Origin of the sequence: Sphingomonas adhaesiva (assembly GCF_036946305.1) — a bacterium.
Taxonomy (GTDB): domain Bacteria; phylum Pseudomonadota; class Alphaproteobacteria; order Sphingomonadales; family Sphingomonadaceae; genus Sphingomonas; species Sphingomonas adhaesiva_B.
The window spans coordinates 14,416-31,029 of sequence record NZ_JAQIJJ010000010.1 but is presented as its reverse complement, the minus strand read 5'-3'; the positions used below and the strand labels follow the sequence as shown (position 1 = coordinate 31,029).

Below are 16,614 nucleotides of genomic sequence, written 5' to 3'. Positions count from 1 at the left end.
CTGTTCCGCATGGCATCCCCCGAGATCGAGGCGCTGACCAACGCGCTGGCGCGGCTTCCCGGCTTCGGGCCGCGTTCCGCGCGCCGCGCGGTGCTGCACCTGGTCAAGAAGCGCGAGGTGGCGCTGGTCCCCCTGCGCGCCGCGCTGACCGCGGTGGAGGAGCGGCTATCCACCTGTTCGACCTGCGGAAATGTCGACACCACCGATCCGTGCGCAATCTGCGCCGATCCGCGGCGCGACGCGCGCAGCCTGTGCGTGGTGGAGGATGTCAGCGACCTGTGGGCGCTGGAGCGCGCGCGGCTGTTCCCCGGGCGCTTCCATGTGCTGGGCGGGCGGCTGTCGGCGCTGGAGGGCGTGCGGCCGGAGGATCTCGCGATCGAATCGCTGCTGACGCGCGTCGCGGGCGGCGCGGTGGACGAGGTGGTGCTGGCGATGAACGCCACGCTGGAGGGGCAGACGACCGCGCATTATCTCGCCGAGCGGCTGGAGAAGCATCCGGTGCGCCTCACCCAGCTGGCGCACGGCCTGCCGGTGGGGGGCGAGCTGGACTATCTCGACGAAGGGACGCTGGCGCAGGCCTTGCGGGCGCGGCGTCCGGTCGTTTAGGGCCGCGCGCATGGCCATTCTTCCGATCGTAGAAGTTCCTGACGCGCGCCTGCGCGAGACCGCCGCCCCGGTAGAGCAGGTGGATGACGAGGTGCGCGGCATCGTCACCGACATGTTCGACACGATGTACGACGCGCACGGCATCGGCCTCGCCGCGGTGCAGGTGGGGATCATGCGCCGCATCGTCGTGATCGACCTTCAGGATCGCGAGACGGAGGAAGGCGCCGCGAAGGAGGCGGCGCGCGATCCGCGCTCGTATATCAACCCGGAGATCGTGTCGGTCAGCGAGGAACAGTCGACCTATAACGAGGGCTGCCTGTCGATCCCGGAGCAATATGCCGAGGTGACGCGCCCGGCGCGCTGCCGCGTGACCTGGCTGGATACGCAGGGCGAGCGGCACGAGGAGGAGTTCGACGGCCTGCTCGCGACGTGCATGCAGCACGAGATCGATCACCTCAACGGCGTGCTCTTCATCGACCATATCTCGCGATTGAAGCGTGGCATGTTGATGAAGAAGCTGGACAAGCTGCGCAAGCAGGGGTGATGGCGGGTTCGCGGTTGCATGGCGGCCGTGTTCGGTATATGTTCCGACGATGGTCGACTATCTCCTGATCGCGCTGATGGCGGTGGCGCTGGGTGCGCTGCTGGGCTGGTTCGCGGGTCGGCGCGAGGCGCAGGCGTTCCGCAGCGAGCGCGATGCCTTTCGCGTCGAGCGCGATGCGCAGGCCGAGCAGTTCAAGCGCGCGATCGTCGACCTCGCCGGTGCGGAGGAGCGCGCCCGCGCGGCCGAGGGGCTGCGCGCCGAACTGGCGCTGGTGCGTGACGAGCGCGAGGCGGCACGGCTGGAGGTGTCGCGGCTGACCGCGGAGGGGCGCGCCGCGGAGCAGCGCATCGCCGACCTGAAGGTCGCGGCCGACGACATGACGCTGCGCTTCCGTGAGGTGGCACAGACCGCGCTAACCGATGCGCAGAAGGCGTTCCTGGAACGTGCCGAGGCGCGGCTGAAACAATCCGAGGAGCAGGCGGGGCAGGGCATCCGCGCGCTGTTGCAGCCGGTCAACGATCGGCTGACGCGTTATGAAGAGGGCGTGGCGAAGATCGAGGCGGAGCGCCGCGACGCCTTCGGCCAGCTCCATGGTCAGATCGCGGCGATGCGCGAGGGACAGGAGCGCGTGTCGGGCGAGGCGGCGAAGCTGGTCAACGCGCTGCGCAACGCCCCCAAGGCGCGCGGGCGCTGGGGCGAACAGCAGTTGCGCAACGTGCTGGAGGCCTGTGGCCTCGCCGAACATACCGACTTCGCGATGGAGGTGTCGGTCGCGGGCGAGGATGGCGGCCGGTTGCGCCCCGATGCGATCGTCCGCGTGCCCGGCGGCAAGTCGCTCATCATCGACGCCAAGGTGTCGCTCAACGCCTATCAGGATGCGTTCGGCGCGGTGGACGAGGCGGAACGGCGGATCGGGCTCGCCGCGCATGCGCAGTCGATGCGCAACCACGTCAATGCGCTGGGTGCCAAGGCCTATTGGACGCAGTTCGACGATGCGCCCGAATATGTCGTGATGTTCGTGCCGGGCGAGCATTTCCTCTCCGCCGCGCTGGAGCATGACGCGGGGCTGTGGGATTTCGCGTTCGAGCGCCGCGTGCTGCTGGCGACGCCGACGAACCTGATCGCGATCGCGCGCACCGTCGCGGCGGTATGGCGGCAGGAGAAGCTGGCGTTGCAGGCGCAGGAGATCGGCGCGCTAGGCAAGGAATTGTACCAGCGGCTGGCGGTGATGGGCGGGCATGTCGCGAAGCTGGGCAAGAATCTCGACACCGCGATGGGCGCCTACAACGCCTTCGTCGGCAGTCTGGAAAGCCAGGTCCTGACCAGCGCCCGCCGCTTCGAGGCGCTGAACATCGATACCGGGACCAAGTCGATCGAGACGCTGCCGGTCGGCGAACAGGCGGTACGGCCGCTGACGAAGCTGACCGTGGTGGAGAATGCCGCGGAGTAGCGCGGCGGCAGTTGCTCGCGTTCCCGTGCTCCTGCGCAGGCAGGAGCCGGGGGTTATGCGGGAGCAACGGGCGTTTTGCTGCGTGACACCGGGTTCCGCCGTTCGCCCGAACATCGTGCGCGGGACGAAATTTGACCGCATCCTCGTCGTCATGCCGGACTTGTTCCGGCATCCAGGGTTCCGCGCACCGAATGGCCCGATTTTTATCCGGTGCAGTCAATCAGCGAAGGTCGCACGGCCACGCCAACCACCCCGGCTCAGCGCTCGCGTACCCTGGATACCGGAACAAGTCCGGCATGACGGCGAGCTGTCAGGCCACGTGCGCCCGTCTCAACCCGCTACGAGCATCGCGAGGTAATCGCCCGTCAGCGCCCGCGCCTCCGCCGCGTCGAACGTTCCCGACGACAGGCACAATTCCAGCCAAAGTCCGTCGACCAGCGCCGCCACCCCCACCGCCGCCAGCCGGCAGCGCGCAGGCGCGACACCGCAGGCGGCCAGCAGCGCCTCCAGCCGTGCGCGATAGCCCGCATAATGCCGCGCATGGCTGGCCGCCATCGCCGCATCGGCGCGTGCCATGCTCCAGAAGGCGATCCAGGTCGCCAGCAGCGCCGCATCCGCGATCGGCGGCGCGAAGCTCGCCTCGACATAGGCGGCGAGCCGCGCGCGCGGGTCGTCACCGGCGCGCGCGACCGCCGCTTCCAGCGCCTGTGCGACCTGCGCCGCGACATGATCGTAGGTCGCCTCCACCAGCCGCGCCACGCCGCCGAAATGATGCGTGACCAGCCCCGGCGACACGCCCGCTTCGGTCGCGATCGTGCGAACGGAAGCGCCGCCCGCGCCGTGCGACGCCAGCACGCGCGCGGTCGCCGCGATCAGGTCGAGGCGGCGGGCCTCGGGCGTGGCGCGCGACGGCTTGCTCATCCGTCAGCGTTATTATACGATCGTGCAACACGCAACCGGAGCCTGTGATGGCGCATCGACCTGCCGACCTGCCGCATCACGATCCGGACGCGGACTGGAGCCTGCCCGGCTGGCTCTACACCGATCCCGAGTTCTTCGCGGTGGAGTGCGCGCGGATCATTCGCCCGTCGTGGCAGATCGTGTGCCATGAGAGCGACATCGCCGCGCCAGGCGAATGGCGGACGCTGGCCTATCTGGGCGAGAATATCGTCGTGCTGCGCGGCGACGACGGCGCGATCCGCGCCTTTCACAACGTCCTGCCGCCATCGTGCGATGCGGCTGGTCGATGGCGACAGCGGCTGCGCGAAGAAGCTGGTCTGCCCCTATCATGCCTGGGCTTATGAACTCGACGGGCGGCTGACCGGCGTGCCGATGCGGCGCGACTATCCCGCGCTGGTGCTGGAGGACCATGGCCTCGTGCCGGTCGAGGTCGATATATGGCGCGGCTTCGTCTTCATCCGGCTGGAGGATGACGGCGGACCGTCGGTGGCGCGGATGATGGCGCCCTATGATCACGAGATCGCGCCGTATCGCTTCGAGGAGATGCGCCGGCTGGGCGACGTGCGCTGCCGCGAGCGGCGCGTGAACTGGAAGAACGTCGGCGACAATTATTCCGACAATCTCCATATTCCCGTGGCGCATGACGGGCTGACGCGGCTGTTCGGCAAGAGCTATGCGATCGAGGCGGCGGGCTGGGTCGACAAGATGTCGGGGCGGCTGGTCGATCGCGTGTCGGATGATCCGTGGGAACGCTTCTATCAAAAGTATCTGCCGCATGTCCCGCATCTGCCGGAGGAGAATCAGCGGCTGTGGCTATATTACAAGCTGTGGCCGAACATGGCATTCGACATCTACGCCGACCAGATCGACTTCATGCAATGGCTGCCGCTGTCGCCGACGACGTGCGTGCTGCGCGAGATGACGTTCGCGCTGCCCGATGCGCGGCGCGAGATGACGCTGGTGCGCTATGCCAACTGGCGGATCAACCGCACGGTCAATGCCGAGGACACCTGGCTGATCGAGCGGGTGCAACAGGGGATGGCGTCGTCGAGCTATACCGCCGGGCCGATCGGGGCGAGCGAGGTGTGCCTGCGCAGCTTCGCGGCGAAGGTGCGCGACCGCATTCCCGAGGCGCGGTTGCATCGCGCGCCGGCACCGGGCTGGTCGCGGCGGGTGCGAGGCGTGTGACCAACGAGTTGTCACCCCGGACGTGATCCGGGGCTGGCCTTTCCCGGCAGGAAAGAAAGAAAAAGCGGGATGCCGGATCACGTCCGGCATGACGGGGATGTGGAAGGGGCGGGAATGACCAAGCGATACGATGCGATCATCATCGGGGGCGGGCACAATGGCCTCGTCTGCGCCTTCTATCTAGCTCGGGCGGGGCTGACGGTGCGCGTGCTGGAGCGGCGGCATGTCGTCGGCGGTGCGGCGGTGACGGAGGAATTCCACCCCGGGTTCCGCAACTCCACCGCCAGCTATACGGTCAGCCTGCTGCGCCCCAAGGTAATCGCGGACATGAAGCTGCACGATCGCGGCTTTCGCATCATCGAACGGACGATCAGCAACTTCTTCCCGTTCGAGGACACGTATCTGACGCTGGGCGGGGGTACGCAGCGCACGCAGGAGCAGTTCGCGCGGTTCAGCCGGCGCGATGCGGAGGCGTATCCGCGCTACGATGCCGCGCTGGAGCGGGTGGCGCAGGTGCTGCGCGACCTGGCGTTGCAGATTCCACCCAATGCCGGCGGCGGGCTGCTGGAGCTGGTCGCGGCGGCGCGGCAGGGATGGCCGTTGGCGAAGCTGGACATTGCGGCACAGCGCGACCTGCTGGACGTGTTCACCAAGTCGGCACGCGACTTCCTGGATGGCTGGTACGAGGACGATCACGTCAAGACCGCCTTCGCGTTCGACGCGGTGGTGGGCAATTTCGCGGGCGTGTCGACGCCGGGATCGGCCTATGTCCTGCTCCACCACGTCTTCGGCGAGGTGAACGGCAAGTTCGGCGCCTGGGGTCATTCGGTCGGCGGGATGGGCGCGATCACGCAGGCGATGGCGGCGGCATGCATGGATGCGGGTGTCGAGATCACGCTGGAGGCGCCGGTCGCCAGGGTGCTGGTCGAGGGCGGGCGCGCCGCGGGCGTGCGGCTGGAGAGCGGCGAGGAGATTGCGGCGGGGATCGTCGCGGCCAATGTCGGGCCGGCGATGCTGTACCGCGACATGGTCGACGGGCACGAACTGCCGGAGGATTTCCGATGGCGGATGGCGGGGTTCAAGACCGGGTCGGGCACGTTCCGCATGAACGTGGCGCTGAGCGAGCTGCCCGACTTCACCGTGATGCCCGGGCGCGAGAAGGCGGAGCATCACACCGCGGGCATCATCATCGCGCCGGGAATGGATTACATGGATCGCGCCTATGACGATGCCAGGGTCCACGGCTGGTCGAGGAAGCCGATCATCGAGATGAAGATCCCGACCACGGTCGACGACACGCTGGCGCCGCCGGGGATGCACATCGCCAGCCTGTTCTGCCAGCAATTCGCGCCCGAGCTGCCGGATGGCCGCAGCTGGGACGCGGTGCGCGACGAGGTGGCGGACCATATCATCGACACGGTCAACGACCATGCGCCCAATTTCAAGGCGAGCGTGATTGCGCGCCAGGTCCACTCGCCGCTCGATCTGGAGCGCAAGTTCGGGCTGATCGGCGGCGACATCTTCCACGGGCGGATGAGCCTGGACCAGCTATGGGCGGCGCGCCCGGTGCTGGGGCATGGCGATTATCGTGCGCCGGTGCCGGGACTCTATATGTGCGGGTCGGGGACGCATCCCGGGGGCGGGGTGACGGGCGCGCCGGGGCACAATGCGGCACATGCGATCCTGGCGGACCGCAGCCTCATCGGCCGATTGCGCCGCCGCGCCTGACCGCGAGATAGACGGGCACGCCCGCGGCGAGCAGGACGAGCGCCCACAGGTTCGCCTCCGCGCCCAGTCCCCAACTGAGCCAGGCGATGAAGATGGCGCAGACCACACCCGCCCCCTGTGCCGCGCGATCGCCGCGCAGCAGCCGAACGGCGGCGAGCGCGCTGGCGCCATAGGCGAACATGCCCGCCGCTAGCGACACCGCGGCGACGAACGCGAAGAGGTCGCCCATGCCGCGGGTGTAGTTGGCGAGCGTCACCGCGGTGACCATCACACCCGATACGAGGTGCGCGCGCGCGGGTGTGCCTGCCGCGGTCTCCTTCGCGAACCAGCGCGGGAAGACGCCGCCCAGCGCCATTGCGCGCGGCACCTCCCCCTGGAGCATCACGAAGCCGTTGAGCGCGCCCAGCGCGCTGACCGCCGCGAACAGCGCGACGATGCGCGCGATGCCGTCGCCGAACGCCAGCCCCAGCGCGGCGGCGATCGGCGCTGGGGAGGCGGCGAGCGCCTCGCGCGGCATCAGCAGCGTCACCGCGCCCGATACCGCGAGATAGATCGCGCCCGTCGCGGCGGCGCCGATCATCGTCACGCGCGGCACGGTGCGGCGTGCGTCGGCAACGCGCTCGGCTGGGACAGTGGCGGATTCGACGCCCAGGAACCCCCAGAAGGTGAGCGCCGCCGCCCCCGCCACCGCGCCGGCGGTGACCGGGACGGCGGGGGCGAAATCGGGCGCACCCGCGCCGCGCGTCAGCCACCACCAGCCCGCCAGCGCGACGACCGCGGCGAGCGGGACCAGCTTCACCACCATCGTCGCCATTTGCACGCGGGCGGCGACGCCGACCCCGCGGATGTTGACCAGCACGGCGAGCCACACCAGCGCCACCGCCGCGATCGCGGCATGCGGCGCGAGCGAGGGGATCGCGAGACTGAGCGCGCTGACCACCGCCACCGCCACCGCGCCGTTCCCCGCCCACACGAGCGTCCAGTAGCTCCACGCGGTGGCGAAGCCGATCGCGGGGCCGAACGCGGCATCGGCATAGGCATAGGGACCGCCGCCCGCCGGCACCGCGGCGGCGAGACGCGCGAAGACGAACGACAGCGTCATCGCGCCTGCGATCGTCACCACCCAGCCCCAGGCGGCGTTGGCCCCCAGCGGCGCGAGCGTGGCGGGCAGCAGGTAGATGCCGGATCCGATCAGGTTGCCCATCACCAGCGCCAGCGCGGCCCAGAAGCCCAGCGCCCTCGCGCTTGATCCGGCGCGCGCGGCGTGGTCTTTCCTGTCGTCCATGATGTCCCCTGATCCCGCCCGCTTTCCGCCGATGCTAGTCGACGCCGCACTGGCGCTCCACGACAATCGGCTGGAGGTGGCGGAGCCGCTGCTGCGCCAGTATCTGAAGCGCGATCCGTTCGACGCGCGCGCGATCCGGATGCTGGCGGAACTCGCCGGGCGGATCGGGCGCCATCGCGATGCGGAGACGCTGCTGCGTCGCGCGCTGGAACTGGCACCCGCCTTCACCGCGGCGCGCGCGAATCTCGCGTTGGTACTATACCGCCAGAACCGCGCAACCGAGGCGCTGGCCGAACTGGACACGCTGCAACGCGACGAGCCGGAGCATCTCGGCCACGCCAATCTCAAGGCGGCGGCGCTGGGGCGGCTGGGCGGGTTCGAGGAAGCGATCGCGCTCTACGACCGCGTGCTCGCCGCCGCACCGGCGCAGCCGAAGGTATGGATGAGCCTGGGGCATATGCTCAAGACAGTGGGGCGGCAGGCGGACGGGGTCGCGGCTTATCGTCGCGCGATCGCGCTCCGGCCGGAACTGGGGGAAGCGTGGTGGAGCCTCGCCAACCTGAAGACGGTGCAGTTCGACGAGGGCGACCTCGACGCGATGGCGCGCGAGCGGGCGCGCGACGATTTGTCGGACGAGGATCGGCTGCACCTCGACTTCGCGCTGGGCAAGGCGTGGGAGGATCGCGGGCAGGCCGACCGCGCGTTCGCGCATTATGCCGCGGGCAATGCGCTGCGGCATGCGCAGATGGGCTATGACGCCGATGAGACGGAGCGGTTCGTCGATCGCGTGATCGCGCTGGCGACGCCCGACTTCTTCGCTGCGCGTGCGGGCTGGGGGCATCCCTCCGCGGATCCGGTCTTCGTGCTGGGCATGCCGCGCGCAGGCTCGACGCTGATCGAGCAGATCCTCGCCAGCCACAGCCAGGTCGAGGGGACGAGCGAGCTGCCTGACCTGCCGGCGATGGTGCGGCGCGTAACCGATTATCCGGAAGGACTAGCGACGCTGACCGCCGAGCGTGCGCACGAACTGGGGGCGGAATATCTGCGCCGCGCCAGCGTGCAGCGACGTACCGAGCGGCCGTTCTTCATCGACAAGCTACCCAACAACTGGGCGCATGTCGTGCTGATCCGCCTGATCCTCCCCAACGCCACGATCATCGACGCGCGGCGCGATCCGCTGGCGTGCTGCTTCTCCAACTTCAAGCAGCATTTCGCGCGCGGGCAGGGGTTCAGCTATGCGCTGGACGACATGGGGCGCTATTATCGCGACTATGTGCGGCTGATGGCGCATCTCGACACGGTGCAGCCGGGGCGCGTGATCCGCGTGATCCACGAGGCGCTGGTGGAGGCGCCGGAGGCGGGGATCCGCGACCTGCTGGCGCGCGTCGGGCTGCCGTTCGAGGCGGCGTGCCTGTCGTTCCACGAAACCGAGCGTGCGGTGCGCACCGCCAGTTCGGAGCAGGTGCGCCAGCCGATCTTCCGCGGCGGCGACCGCGCGTGGCAGCCGTTCGCGCCGCATCTCGCTCCGTTGCGCGCGGCGCTGGCGGAGGTGGTCGACGCCTATCCCGACGTGCCCGCATTTCGGGCGGGCTGACGCACCTGCCTCCGGGACGGGCAGGCGGTCGTGACATATCCGCAACGCTTGGCGATGTTTCCGAACATTTCCGTGACATCCGATTGACGACGTGCGCACGCGGGAACAGCATCCCGGCAAAAGCGACTGCGACGGGGGTAGGCGGTGACGGGATTGGGTCGGGGAATTCTGGTGTCGCTGCTGGCGACCGCGGCGATGCCGGCACTGGCACAGGGGGTTCCACAGGAGGCGCCGGGCACCGGATCGGGCCAGACCACCGCAGCGGAGACGCCCGGCGCGACGCAGGGCGACGATATCATCGTCACCGCGCAGAAGCGCGACGAGAATATTCAGAACGTCCCCATCAGCATCCAGGCGATCGGCACGCGGCGGCTGGACCAGCTGAACATCTCCAACTTCAACCAATATACGCAATTACTGCCCTCGGTCGCGTTCCAGTCGAGCCAGCCGGGCGTCACCACCGTCTATATGCGCGGCGTGGCGAGCGGCGGCGACGGCAACCATTCCGGCTCGCTGCCGTCGGTCGGCACGTATCTGGACGAGCAGCCGGTAACGACGATCGGCGGCACGCTCGACATCCATATCTACGACATCGCGCGGATCGAGAGCCTCGCCGGACCACAGGGCACGTTGTACGGCGCGTCGAGCCAGGCGGGGACGATCCGCATCATCACCAACAAGCCTGATCTGTCCGGCTTCTACGGCCGTGTCGACGGCGAGGTGAACACGGTCGAGAAGGGCGGCATCGGCTATACGACGGAGGGGATGCTCAACATCCCGCTATCGGCGTCGATGGCGCTGCGCGTCGTCGGCTTCTATCAGAAAGACGCCGGCTTCATCGACAACGTGGCCGGATCGCGGACGTTCATCGGTGGGCGCACCGTCACCAACGCCGCCTTCGTCAAGAACGACTATAACGATACCGAGACCTATGGCGGTCGCGCCGCACTGAAGATCGATCTGGACGACAGCTGGACGGTCACGCCGACGGTGCTCTATCAGGAGCAGCGCAGCCACGGCAGCTACGGCTATGACGCGCGCGTCGGCGACCTGAAGGTGCAGCGCTTCTATCCCGAGTTCCGCCGCGACCGCTTCGTGCAGGCGGCGCTGACGATCGAGGGGCAACTGGGCAATTGGGACGTGACCTATTCGGGCGCGTATCTCGATCGCAAGGCGCTGCAATCCAGCGACTATACCGATTATGCGGAGGCCTATGACAACCTCTATTCGTCGGTCGGCGGACTGGCGGGCTATTTCTATTATCAGGACAATGCCGGCAACACGATCGATCCGCGCCAGCGCATCGTCGGCACCGATCATTTCAAGAAGACGAGCCAGGAACTGCGCGTCGCCTCGCCCGCGGACGAGCCGTTCCGGCTGGTCGCCGGCGCCTTCTACCAGCGGCAGAGCAACCTGATCTTCCAGGATTATCAGATCCCGGGGCTGGGCAGCACGGTGTCGGCGAACGGCTATCCCGGGACGCTGTGGCTGACGCGTCAGCATCGCGTCGACAAGGATTATGCGGTCTTCGGCGAGGCCAGCTTCGATCTGGCGCCGACGTTGACGCTGACGGCGGGCGCGCGGGCGTTCATCTACGACAATTCGCTGGTCGGCTTCTTCGGCTTCGGGCGCAATCCCGGCGTCGATCCCGCCGATGGCCGCCCCTATACCGCGTCGCCGTTCAACGCCGCGGGCAGCAGCCGCACCGGCGTGGCGGGTTGCTATCTCGCGGGTGGGGGCACGTTGCGCGACGCCTATCTGGCGGGGCGGCCGATCACCGGCTTCCTGACGACGCCGGACGTCGACAACATCCCGTGCGTCAACCTGGGCGTGCCCAACAACGCCGGCGGCGTCGTGCCCAAGGAGGCGGAGGGGCAGGGTGTCACCTATCGCTTCAACGCGACGTGGAAGCCGGCCGAGGGGCTGCTGTTCTACGGCACGGTGTCGAAGGGATTCCGTCCGGGCGGGATCAACCGGCGCGGCGATGTGGCCGATTATGCCGCAGACTTCCTGACCAATTACGAAATCGGGTGGAAGACGACGCTGCTGGGCGGGCAATTGCGCTTCAACGGTGCGGTCTATCAGCAGGATTGGGACAAGTTCCAGTTCTCGTTCCTGGGCGAGAACAGCTTCACCGTAATCCAGAACGGCCCCAATGCGCGCATCCGCGGGGTCGAGATGGACGCCAACCTGACCGCGGGCGGGCTGACGCTGGGGGTGACCGGCGCCTATACCGATGCGGTGACGCGTACCGACCTGTGCACCACCGCGGTGTGCAGCGGCGATCCGGACGACGTGGTCTCGCCCGCGGGCACGCGCCTGCCGATCACGCCGCGGTTCAAGATCAGCGGGACGGCGCGCTACACCGTGCCGATCGGCGCCGCCAACGCCTATATCCAGGCGCTGGTGGCGCATCAGAGTTCGGCGGCGTCCGACATCCGGCTGCGCGCGGTGGAGGCCGGGACGGGGCGGATCGCCAATCCGGCGGCGGAGATCGGGCGGCTGCCCGCCTATACCACCGGCAATCTCGCGGTCGGCGCGGAATGGGGCAATTACACGGTCGAGGTGTTCGCGCGGAACATATGGGACGAACGCGGGCAGATCTCGCGCTTCATCCAGTGCGGGTCGTGCTATCAGCGGCCCTATGCGGTGCCGATCGCGCCGCGCACGCTGGGCCTGCGGCTGGGGGCGAAGTTCTGACATCCTCCGTCACCCCGGCGTTCGCCGGGGTGACGGTAGCGGCCCCTCTCACATCGCCGCCATCCACACCGCCATCGCCACCATCATGACGTTCTCGGTCAGCGAGACGAAGCCCAGCGGCACCTTGCTGCTGCCGCCGACGCAGGCACATTTCAGGTCGCGGCGATCGATATAGACCGCCTTGAACACCGACACCGCGCCGATCCCGCCGATGACGAGCGCGATGGGCACCGACAGCCAGCGCAACGTGCCCGCGACCATCAGCACGCCCGCCAGCCCTTCCGCGAACGGATAGACATAGCCGTAGCGCGGCCAGCGCCGCGCCAGCAGGTCGTAGTTGAGGAACATCGTGGAGAAGGTTTCCACATCCTGCAGCTTCAGCAGCGCCAGCACGCACATGCTGAACGCCACGAACCACTCGCCTGCGCGGATCGTGAACGGCGTGCCGAACGCCGCGGTGCTGGCGGCGAGCGCCATCAGCGCGGTCATCGCGAAGACCGCGGCGACGGGGCGATAGCTGGTCGCGCCCGGTCGTGCGACGCGCAGCCCCAGGAAACGGCGCGTGTCGTCGTAACCGCCGATCCGCTGGCCGTCGACGAACACCTGCGGCGTCATTTTCACGTCGTGCGCGGCCTTGAACGCGTCCGTTTCGGCACGGGTGGTGAGGTGATGGTCCTCGACATGATAGCCGTGGCGGCGCAGTAGGTCTCTGGCCTTGATGCCATAGGGGCAGACATGGTCGGGCATGACCATGCGGTGGAGCGTGGCGGTCTTCATGCCCACGATATAGCGGGTCAGGCGCGCTCGTTCATCAGCAGAACCTCGGTCGCGCGCTTGCGCCGCAGCGCCACGATCAGCACGCCGCCCAGCGCCAGTGCCGCGCCCGCGATCATCCGCGCGTCGAGGTGATCGCCGGTCAGCGCAACGCCCAGCGCCATCGTCGCCAGCGGTGTCATCAGCGTCAGCGGCGCGAGCAGATTGGCCTCGTACCGGCCGATCAGCCCGTAATATGCGGTGTGCGCGAAGACCGACACGAACAGCGCCGCGAACAGCAGCGCGGCGAGGAACGGCCAGCCCGCGGCGATCGCGGCGCTCCACTGGCCATGCTCCCACAGTGCGGACGCGATCGCGAGCGGCACCAGCGAGACGAGCCCGACCCACGCCTGGAAACGCAGCGGGGGCACGTCCTCCATCTGCTTCATCAGGATCGCGCCGAGCGATCCCGCGAACGCGCAGGCGACGATGTAGAACAACCCGCCCGACAGCGCGACGCCTTCCGGCCGCCACACCACCAGCACCACGCCCGCCAAGGTCAGCGCGATGCCGATCGCGCGGCGGCGATGGATGCTTTCCTTCAGGATGACGACCGACAGTAACGTGGTGAAGGGCACGCCGATCTGGATCACCACCGCCGCGGCGGACGGCGACGCGGTCTGAAGGCCGAGGAACAGCAAGGCGAAATTGCCGCCGCCCATCAGCAGGCCGATCGCCATGATGCGCCACGCCGGGCGCGGCATCGGCAACAGCCACGGCAGCGTCGCGGTCGCGACGATCGCGAAGCGCACCGCGGCGAAGAACAGCGGCGGCACCTGCCAGTCGCTGACCACGATCTTGCTGACGACGTTGCTGAAGCCCCAGATCAGGCAGATCGCGACGAGCAGGAGGAAATCGCGCAGGCGCATCGTCATGCATTGGGCGGTGGGGCGGGGGATGGCAAGGGTCACGTCACCACGCCGTCACCCCGGATCAAGTTCGGGGTGACGCAAGGGAGGTCACTCCCCCAAGATCCGCCGGTACAGCGCGATATAATCGTCCGCCATCCGCGCTACGCTGAACCGTTCCGCCACCGCGCGGCGACAGGCGGCGCGGTCGATCTCGCCGACGCGGGCGATCGCGGCGACGGCGTCCTGTGGCGTGTCGACCAGGAAGCCGGTGACGCCGTGGTCGATCAGTTCGGGCATCGAGCCGCGCCGGGTGGCGATCACGGGCGTGCCGCATGCCATCGCCTCCACCACCGACAAGCCGAACGGTTCGTCGAAGTTGATGAGGTGGAGCAGCGCGCGCGCACCGCCCAGCGCCCTCACGCGCGCTTCCCCGCCGACCGCGCCATGATAGCGGATCGTTGTGCCGTCGACCGCGGGCGCGACCGCGCGATCGTGATAGCCCTGATCCTGCACGATGCCGTACAGGTCGAGCGCGCGGCCGGCTGCGCGCGCCGCGGCGATCGCCTCCGCCGCACCCTTGTCGGGATGGAGGCGACCGAAGAACAGCAGGTCGTCGCTGCCGTGCGCATCGAACGCGAAATCGTCGAGCGGGATGCCGTGGTGGATGGTCGCGGCATAGCGCAGCGCGGGATGCCGGTCGGCATCGCTGATAGCGACATAATGCACGCGATCCTGACACGGCGCGTACATCGGCAGGATGCGGTCGGAGGAGAAGCCGTGGATCGTCGTCACCATCGGCGTGTCGACCAGCGGAGCGAAGGCGTGCGCGGGGAAATCGGCCTGATTGTGGATCAGATCGAAGCGGCCGGCCTGCGCGAACAGGTGCGACAGGTGGCGATATTCCCACACCTTCGCGTCGATCGCGGGGTCTTCGGAATAGGGTGCGGGCACCACGCCGTCGAGCGTCGCGGCGGTGACGCTGTCGAGCGTGGCGAACAAGGTGACGTCGACGCCGCGCGCGACCAACGCCTCGGTCAGCAGGCTGGTGACGAGTTCCCACGGACCGTAATGGCGCGGTGGCGTGCGCCACGCGATCGGCGCGAGCATCGCGATCTTCATATCGGCTATCCTGCTACGTCACCCCGGCCGTGAGCCGGGGTCCCGCTTCTTATCGAGCGGTGGAAAGGAAGCGGGACCCCGGGTCAAGCCCGGGGTGATGCGGAGAGGATGACCCCCTCGTTCGGGCGCAACGCCGCACTGGCGGTCCCGTCCAGCGTCGACAGCAGCACCTCGCCCGCGAACGGCATCGCGCGCGGTCGGTCCGACAGGTTGAGCGCGACCAGCAGCCGTTCGTCGCCTTGACGCCGCTCATAGGCGAGCACGTCACGGTCGGCATCGACCAGCGCGAACTCGCCCAGCGACAGCGCCGGGTGCGCGCGGCGCAGCGCCAGCAGATGGCGGTAGAGTGCCAGCATCGACCCCGCATCGCGCTCCTGCGCGGCGACGTTGCGGGTGCGCCAGTCCGGGTTGAGCGGCAGCCACGGTTCGGCGGTGCTGAAGCCCGCGAAGGCGCTGTCGTCCCACGGCATCGGCGTGCGCGACCGGTCGCGGCCGATGCCGATCCCGGGCTGGCGCAGCTCCTGCGGATCGCGCACGCGGTCGGACGGGATGTCGACCTGGCCGATGCCGATCTCATCGCCCTGGTACAGTGTCGGCGTGCCGCGCAGTGTCAGCAGCAGCATCGCCGCGACGCGCGCCTGTGCCTCGCCGATGCGCGCGGCAATGCGTGGCGCGTCGTGGCTGCCGATCACCCAATTGGGCCAGCCGTGCCGGGGCAGCGATGCCTCATAAGCGGCGATCATGCTGCGCAGCGTCGCCGCATCCCACGCATTCTCGATCAGTTGGAAGTTGAACGGCAAATGGACCTGCGGGCGCTCGGGCGTGCCGTACCAGCGCGCATGGCGATCGTTGGGGAGGAAGATCTCGCCGATCAGGACGCGGCCACCATATGCATCGGCGAGCGCGCGCATCTCCGCCGAGATGGCGTGCGCCTCCGGCTGGTCGGTCGAATGCTGCTGGATCACGCGATCGCGCTCGGTGATGCCCGGTCGCCACACGGGGTTGGGCGGGTTGTCGGGAAACCCCTCCGCCTTCACGATGTGCCACAGCACGTCGATGCGGAAGCCATCGACTCCGCGATCGAACCAGAAGCGCATGACGTCGAGCATCGCGCGCTTGAGCTCCGGGTTGCGCCAGTTGAGGTCGGGCTGCTGCTTCAGGAAGGCGTGCAGGTAATATTGCCCGGTCGCTTCGTCCCATTCCCATGCCGAGCCGCCAAAATCGCTGATCCAGTTGTTGGGCGGTCCGCCGTCCGGCGCCGCGTCGCGCCAGATGTACCAGTCGCGCCTGGGGCTGGTGCGGCTGGAGCGGCTCTCGACGAACCAGGGGTGCCGGTCGGAGGAATGGTTGGGGACGAAATCGAGCAGCAGCTTCAGCCCGCGCTGATGTACCGCGGCGAGCAGCCGGTCGAACGCGGCGAGATCGCCGAACATCGGCTCGACGCCGCAATAATCTGCGACGTCATAGCCGAAGTCGGCCATCGGCGAGGGGAAGATCGGCGACAGCCAGATCGCATCGACGCCCAGTGTCGCGATATGGTCGAGCCGGCGTTCGATCCCGGCCAGATCGCCGATGCCGTCGCCGTCGCTGTCCTGGAAGGAGCGTGGATAGACCTGATAGATGGTGCCGTGCCGCCACCATGGCGTGTCCTCGGGAATCGTCATGCGGCTGTCCTAACCCTTGATGGCGGTCGCCGGCCACCCGGCAACAAAAGCTTACGGAACTGACCTCGATCAGGACGTTTGTGAAACGATCGGGGGCAGCGGGAAAAGCGGG

12 protein-coding genes and 1 pseudogene are annotated in these 16,614 nt (G+C 68.4%); 7 read left to right on the top strand and 6 right to left on the bottom strand.

The window, feature by feature from the left end; genetic code table 11:
* Positions 1 to 9 precede the first annotated feature (9 nt).
* Genes recR through rmuC form a run of 3 tightly spaced genes read left to right on the top strand, consistent with a single transcriptional unit; the run spans position 10 to position 2,600 of the window.
* Positions 10 to 606, top strand: a complete 597-nt coding sequence (gene recR / locus PGN14_RS15475; RefSeq protein ID WP_335300578.1) for a recombination mediator RecR — start codon at positions 10 to 12, stop codon at positions 604 to 606.
* A 10-nt stretch (positions 607 to 616) separates the two neighbouring features.
* Complete coding sequence (gene def / locus PGN14_RS15470; protein WP_335300480.1) at positions 617 to 1,150, top strand: peptide deformylase; 534 nt, start codon at positions 617 to 619, stop codon at positions 1,148 to 1,150.
* Positions 1,151 to 1,199: 49 nt separating this feature from the next.
* The gene (gene rmuC / locus PGN14_RS15465) at positions 1,200 to 2,600 is read left to right on the top strand and encodes a DNA recombination protein RmuC (RefSeq protein ID WP_335300479.1); all 1,401 of its coding nucleotides are present in this window, start codon (positions 1,200 to 1,202) and stop codon (positions 2,598 to 2,600) included.
* A gap of 330 nt (positions 2,601 to 2,930) precedes the next feature.
* Here rmuC and betI read toward each other — a convergent pair whose 3' ends face one another.
* Entirely contained in the window at positions 2,931 to 3,521 is a 591-nt protein-coding gene (gene betI / locus PGN14_RS15460) for a transcriptional regulator BetI (protein ID WP_335300478.1), read from the bottom strand.
* Positions 3,522 to 3,568: 47 nt separating this feature from the next.
* Here betI and PGN14_RS15455 point away from each other — a divergent pair.
* Positions 3,569 to 4,748: pseudogene (locus PGN14_RS15455) on the top strand (aromatic ring-hydroxylating oxygenase subunit alpha).
* A 114-nt stretch (positions 4,749 to 4,862) separates the two neighbouring features.
* On the top strand, positions 4,863 to 6,476 hold the full coding sequence (locus PGN14_RS15450; protein WP_335300477.1) for a phytoene desaturase family protein: 1,614 nt from the start codon (positions 4,863 to 4,865) through the stop codon (positions 6,474 to 6,476).
* Here PGN14_RS15450 and PGN14_RS15445 read toward each other — a convergent pair.
* On the bottom strand, positions 6,448 to 7,761 hold the full coding sequence (locus tag PGN14_RS15445; RefSeq protein WP_335300476.1) for an amino acid permease: 1,314 nt from the start codon (positions 7,759 to 7,761) through the stop codon (positions 6,448 to 6,450). The two genes, PGN14_RS15450 and PGN14_RS15445, sit on opposite strands and share 29 nt — an antisense overlap.
* A gap of 31 nt (positions 7,762 to 7,792) precedes the next feature.
* On the opposite strand from PGN14_RS15445, the gene PGN14_RS15440 reads away from it, so the two are divergent.
* Both PGN14_RS15440 and PGN14_RS15435 read left to right on the top strand, forming a co-directional pair.
* Positions 7,793 to 9,355, top strand: a complete 1,563-nt coding sequence (locus tag PGN14_RS15440; protein ID WP_335300475.1) for a tetratricopeptide repeat-containing sulfotransferase family protein — start codon at positions 7,793 to 7,795, stop codon at positions 9,353 to 9,355.
* Positions 9,356 to 9,499: 144 nt separating this feature from the next.
* The gene (locus PGN14_RS15435) at positions 9,500 to 12,055 is read left to right on the top strand and encodes a TonB-dependent receptor (RefSeq protein ID WP_335300474.1); all 2,556 of its coding nucleotides are present in this window, start codon (positions 9,500 to 9,502) and stop codon (positions 12,053 to 12,055) included.
* A gap of 48 nt (positions 12,056 to 12,103) precedes the next feature.
* Here PGN14_RS15435 and PGN14_RS15430 read toward each other — a convergent pair whose 3' ends face one another.
* The 4 genes from PGN14_RS15430 to PGN14_RS15415 form a co-directional block, all read right to left on the bottom strand.
* Complete coding sequence (locus PGN14_RS15430; protein WP_335300473.1) at positions 12,104 to 12,832, bottom strand: glutaredoxin; 729 nt, start codon at positions 12,830 to 12,832, stop codon at positions 12,104 to 12,106.
* 17 nt (positions 12,833 to 12,849) lie between these two features.
* Positions 12,850 to 13,743: a DMT family transporter gene (locus tag PGN14_RS15425; protein ID WP_335300472.1), complete on the bottom strand. Its 894-nt coding sequence runs from the start codon at positions 13,741 to 13,743 to the stop codon at positions 12,850 to 12,852.
* 84 nt (positions 13,744 to 13,827) lie between these two features.
* The gene (locus tag PGN14_RS15420; protein ID WP_335300471.1) at positions 13,828 to 14,838 is read right to left on the bottom strand and encodes a glycosyltransferase family 4 protein; all 1,011 of its coding nucleotides are present in this window, start codon (positions 14,836 to 14,838) and stop codon (positions 13,828 to 13,830) included.
* A gap of 83 nt (positions 14,839 to 14,921) precedes the next feature.
* On the bottom strand, positions 14,922 to 16,502 hold the full coding sequence (locus PGN14_RS15415) for an alpha-amylase family glycosyl hydrolase (protein ID WP_335300470.1): 1,581 nt from the start codon (positions 16,500 to 16,502) through the stop codon (positions 14,922 to 14,924).
* Positions 16,503 to 16,614 lie beyond the last annotated feature (112 nt).